General features: G+C 53.6%; 5 protein-coding genes. 1 reads left to right on the top strand and 4 read right to left on the bottom strand.

Going from position 1 to position 4,306, the window contains the following annotated elements:
- From ACEW8P_RS20285 to rpsL, 3 genes are all read right to left on the bottom strand, one after another.
- Positions 1-953 (bottom strand): GTP-binding protein (locus tag ACEW8P_RS20285; protein WP_373514897.1); only part of this gene is annotated, 953 nt, incomplete at its 3' end.
- A 207-nt stretch (positions 954-1,160) separates the two neighbouring features.
- Complete coding sequence (gene rpsG, locus ACEW8P_RS20280; RefSeq protein WP_373514896.1) at positions 1,161-1,628, bottom strand: 30S ribosomal protein S7; 468 nt, start codon at positions 1,626-1,628, stop codon at positions 1,161-1,163.
- 122 nt (positions 1,629-1,750) lie between these two features.
- Positions 1,751-2,158 (bottom strand): 30S ribosomal protein S12, encoded by a 408-nt coding sequence (gene rpsL / locus ACEW8P_RS20275; protein ID WP_373514895.1) that lies wholly within the window; start codon positions 2,156-2,158, stop codon positions 1,751-1,753.
- A gap of 237 nt (positions 2,159-2,395) precedes the next feature.
- Here rpsL and ACEW8P_RS20270 point away from each other — a divergent pair, with 237 nt between their 5' ends.
- Entirely contained in the window at positions 2,396-3,373 is a 978-nt protein-coding gene (locus ACEW8P_RS20270; RefSeq protein ID WP_373514894.1) for a nucleoside hydrolase, read from the top strand.
- A 3-nt stretch (positions 3,374-3,376) separates the two neighbouring features.
- Here ACEW8P_RS20270 and ACEW8P_RS20265 read toward each other — a convergent pair.
- Positions 3,377-4,306: zinc-binding dehydrogenase (locus ACEW8P_RS20265; RefSeq protein WP_373514893.1), on the bottom strand; the 930-nt coding region annotated here is incomplete at its 5' end.

Raw genomic sequence — 4,306 nt, 5'->3', positions numbered from 1 at the left:
TTGAACGCCAGGGCACAGAAGGGATCGTCGCCTTTGGGGGCGCGCGTGATTTTCTCCTCCGTGTTGGGATCCGTACCCGTGATGGTGCCGCGATCCAGGGGTGAAGGCAGAATCGCCATCACATAGTCGAGCATTGTCTGAACGCCTTTGTTCTTGAAAGAAGAACCACACACCATCGGCACGATCTTCATGCTGATCGTCGCGGCGCGCAGGGCGTCCAGGATCTCGTCTTCCGAAATGGAAGCGGGATCCTCAAAATATTTCTCCATCAGCGTATCGTCAAATTCGGCGACGGCCTCAAGCAGTTTCTCTCGCCATTCCTTGGCTTCCTCGACCATATCCTCAGGAATGGGAACCTCGGTAAAGGTCATACCCAAGTCGTCTTCATTCCACTCAATGCCCCGGAAATTGATCAAATCGACCACACCCCGAAAGTTGTCTTCGGCACCAATCGGCAACTGCAAAGGCACCGCGTAGCTGCCCAGCATCTCTTTCACCTGCTCGCAGACCATCAGGAAGTCAGCTCCAGACCGATCCATCTTATTGACGAAGCCAATGCGGGCTACGTTGTAATTATTAGCCAGACGCCAGTTCGTTTCCGACTGCGGCTCCACGCCATCCACGGCACTGAAAAGGAAAACAAGTCCGTCCAAAACGCGGAGGGAACGGTTCACCTCTACCGTGAAGTCCACGTGGCCGGGGGTATCAATAATATTAATATGATACTTCTCGTCGCGGTACATCCAGTCCACCGTGGTAGCGGCGGAGGTAATCGTGATGCCCCGCTCCTGCTCCTGCTCCATCCAGTCCATGGTAGCGGCACCGTCGTGTACCTCGCCAATTTTGTGGCTGACACCCGCGTAGTAAAGGATACGCTCGGTGGTGGTAGTTTTGCCCGCGTCAATGTGGGCGGCAATCCCGATATTCCGGGTCAATCTTAAATCACGTGCCATACTGGTGGTGAATTTTATAAGTCTGTTGCTAAATGTAAGTCGGCTGAAAGCGGGCGGGTTAGCGAATTTGATGCCTACCCTCCCAAAAATCGAGTCGCAAAATTAGAATAATATTTTACTAAAACCAATCTGTGCTCTTTTTTTACCAAAAAAAGCCCACTCCTAACGAAGCGGGCTCTCCCGATTTTTTCAAAAAAGACCTAGATTCTAGAAACGAAAGTGGGAGAACGCCTTGTTGGCTTCGGCCATGCGGTGCGTATCATCCTTCTTCTTCACGGCGGCCCCTTCGCCTTTGGAAGCCGCGATAATCTCGGCGGCCAGGCGATCCATCATGGTTTTCTCACCGCGCTTGCGGGCGAAACTGATAAGCCACTTCATGCCCAGCGACTGCTTGCGCTCTGGACGTACTTCGGTAGGTACCTGGAAGGTAGCACCACCCACACGGCGGCTTTTCACTTCCACACCTGGCGTTACGTTGTTCAGGGCTTTACGGAATAAGTCCAAACCGTTATCGCCGGTTTTCTTCTCCACCAATTCGATTGCATCGTAGAAAATCGTGAAGGCGGTACTTTTCTTACCGTCATACATCAGGTTGTTGACGAACTTGGTCACCATCACCTCGCGGAACTTCGGATCGGGCAGAATGTACCGCTTCTTTGGTTTTGCTTTTCTCATTTCTTCTAAAAATTAAAGTAGGTTTCGTTTTGCAACTCATTCACCCCAAGCAAAGTACCTGGGATTACTTCCCCTTTATATCAAGTGTTTTTGCCTAATAAAAAGTCGAGCCTGCGATTGATTTATTTCTTCTTTTTGGCGGGAGCAGCCTCCTGACCTGGCTTAGGACGCTTGGCCCCGTACTTGGAGCGGCGCTGCTTGCGGCCATTTACGCCGGAGGTATCCAACGCACCGCGGATGATGTGGTAACGCACACCGGGCAGGTCTTTCACCCGTCCGCCGCGAATCAGCACGATCGAGTGCTCCTGCAGGTTGTGGCCCTCACCGGGGATGTAGGCGTTTACTTCTTTCTGGTTGCTGAGGCGTACGCGGGCCACCTTGCGGAGGGCCGAGTTGGGCTTCTTGGGCGTCGTGGTGTACACGCGGGTGCACACGCCCCGACGCTGCGGGCAGGAATCCAAAGCCGGAGACTTGGATTTCCACGTCATTTTCTCGCGTCCTTTACGGACCAATTGTGAAATAGTAGGCATTTAACTTTTTGATTTTGAACGGCTAATGAGCTATTCGTTCTGATAAATACAGTTTTTTTGAAAAAAATCGGACTGCAAAATTAAGGAATCGCGGCTGATTTGCAATGCTTGACGTGAAAGTTTCTGGGGAAAATGGTAAAGCTCAGTTCCCCTTTGGAAACAAAACAAGCGATTTTGGTGGCTTGCCATTCAGTATAAGGACCATCTGCTCTTCTTTCTGATAGAAAAACTTACCCCATGAAACTCTTGACTCCTCTCCGCATCGGCGGATCGCTCCTTTCCTGCCTCCTCCCCTTCTTCCTGTTAGCGCAAACTACCCCCAACGTCATCCTCGACACCGACATTGGCCCCGACTACGACGACGTCGGCGCAATGGCCGTGCTGCACACGCTGGCCGACAGCGGACAGGTGAACATCCTGGCGACGGTAGCCAGCAACCAATCTAAGTACATCGCCGGGGTGCTAAGCGTACTAAATACCTACTTCAAACGGCCTAACATTCCGATTGGCGTAGTACGAGGCCGCGGCGTAAATATGATCGCCGGACAAAAGTGGGACTCATTGCTGGTGGCGAAGTACCCGCACAAAATTAAGTCCAACGATCAGGCTGAAGACGCTCTAGCGCTTTACCGCCGCATTCTGGCCGCGCAGCCAGACGGTAGCGTGACACTCGTGACGGTGGGTTTCCTCACCAATATGGCCGACCTGCTGATCTCGAAGCCCGATAAGTACTCTCCGCTCAGCGGACAAGACTTGATAAAGAAAAAAGTTAAAAAACTCGTGAGCATGGCCGGACGTTTCCCGTCGAGCCGGGAATTCAACGTGGACCGTGACCCGGTTTCGTCCAAGATCGTATTTGACGGCTGGCCCACGCCGATTATTTTCAGCGGTTTCGAGATTGGTATGGCCATCCACACCGGGTTACCTTTGACAAGAAACGAAAAGATCAAAAACTCGCCCGTCAAGGACGTTTTTGCGCTAAGCATACCGCTGAGCAAGCAGGATGAAAATGGTCGCATGAGCTGGGACCAAACTGCCGTACTGGTAGCCATCAAAGGCCACGAGCCATATTACACTCTGGAGGAAGGCCGCTTCATCGCCCGCGACAACGGCGTCAGCGACTGGAACCCGGCAGGCAAGGGCCACTACCGCTTAGTAGAGAAAATGCCTGTGCCGCAAGTGGAAAGGGTGTTAGAGGATTTAATGGCGCGCTGAGGCTCAGTCCGCGATCTTCAGCACAATCTTGCCGAACTGCTCGCCGTCATCCATGCGACGGAGAGCCACCTCTACGTCGTCGAGGGCGAAGACTTCGTCCACGATAGGTTTGATTTCTTTTTCCTCCACGAAACGGATCATTTCCTCGAATTCCAGCCGGGTACCCATCGTGGTGCCGTGGATGTTGAGTTGTTTAAAGAACATCTTGGCGGGTACCAAATCAGTGATGTTTCCTGTCGTGCCGCCGTAGAAGCAGATAGTAGCGCCGGAGGCGGCTACGTCCACCAGCCGCGCGAAGCCCGGCCCACCGGCTCCGTCGATAATCGTATCGAAGTAACCTGTTCTGGGAGCACCCGCCAAGGTCAGCAGCTCGCGGTGCCAGGTCGGCCCCTTGTAGTTGACGCCGCCTTTCACGCCCAGGTTGGTGGCTTTTCTGATTTTAGAATCAGAGCCCGACGTAACCCACACCTCCGCGCCAGAGGCTACAGCAAATTGCGTGACGAACAGTGCCACGCCTCCGCCCGCCCCGGTTATCAGCACCCGGCGGTCCGACGGTCGGTCGTCCGGCTTGAAGCCGCCGCGCGTCATTAAGGCGCGCCAGGCAGTAAGGCCTGCTAACGGGAGACAAGCTGCTTCTACAAAAGAGAGATGCTTGGGCTTATGCACCAGATAGTGGCGATCTACTTTCACGTACTCGGCAAAAGTCCCATTCTCTGGCAAGCCCAGGATCGAGTAGTCGTCGCCGTAGTAGGCAGGGTTATCACCCCAGCCCTGAGATGGATTGATAATCACTTCTTTTTCCAGCCAATACTCGCTTACACCCTCCCCTACTTCCACAACTACCCCCGCGCCATCGGAACCTAGGATAACCGGCGTGTTGATGTCAGGATAGCGCCCTTTCTGAATCCAGACATCGCGGTGGTTGAGGGCGGC

The sequence above is a fragment of the Persicitalea sp. genome, from assembly GCF_041751555.1.
Lineage (GTDB): Bacteria > Bacteroidota > Bacteroidia > Cytophagales > Spirosomataceae > Persicitalea.
The sequence above is the reverse complement of the archived record's forward strand: the minus strand, read 5'-3'. Positions and strand labels throughout refer to the sequence as shown.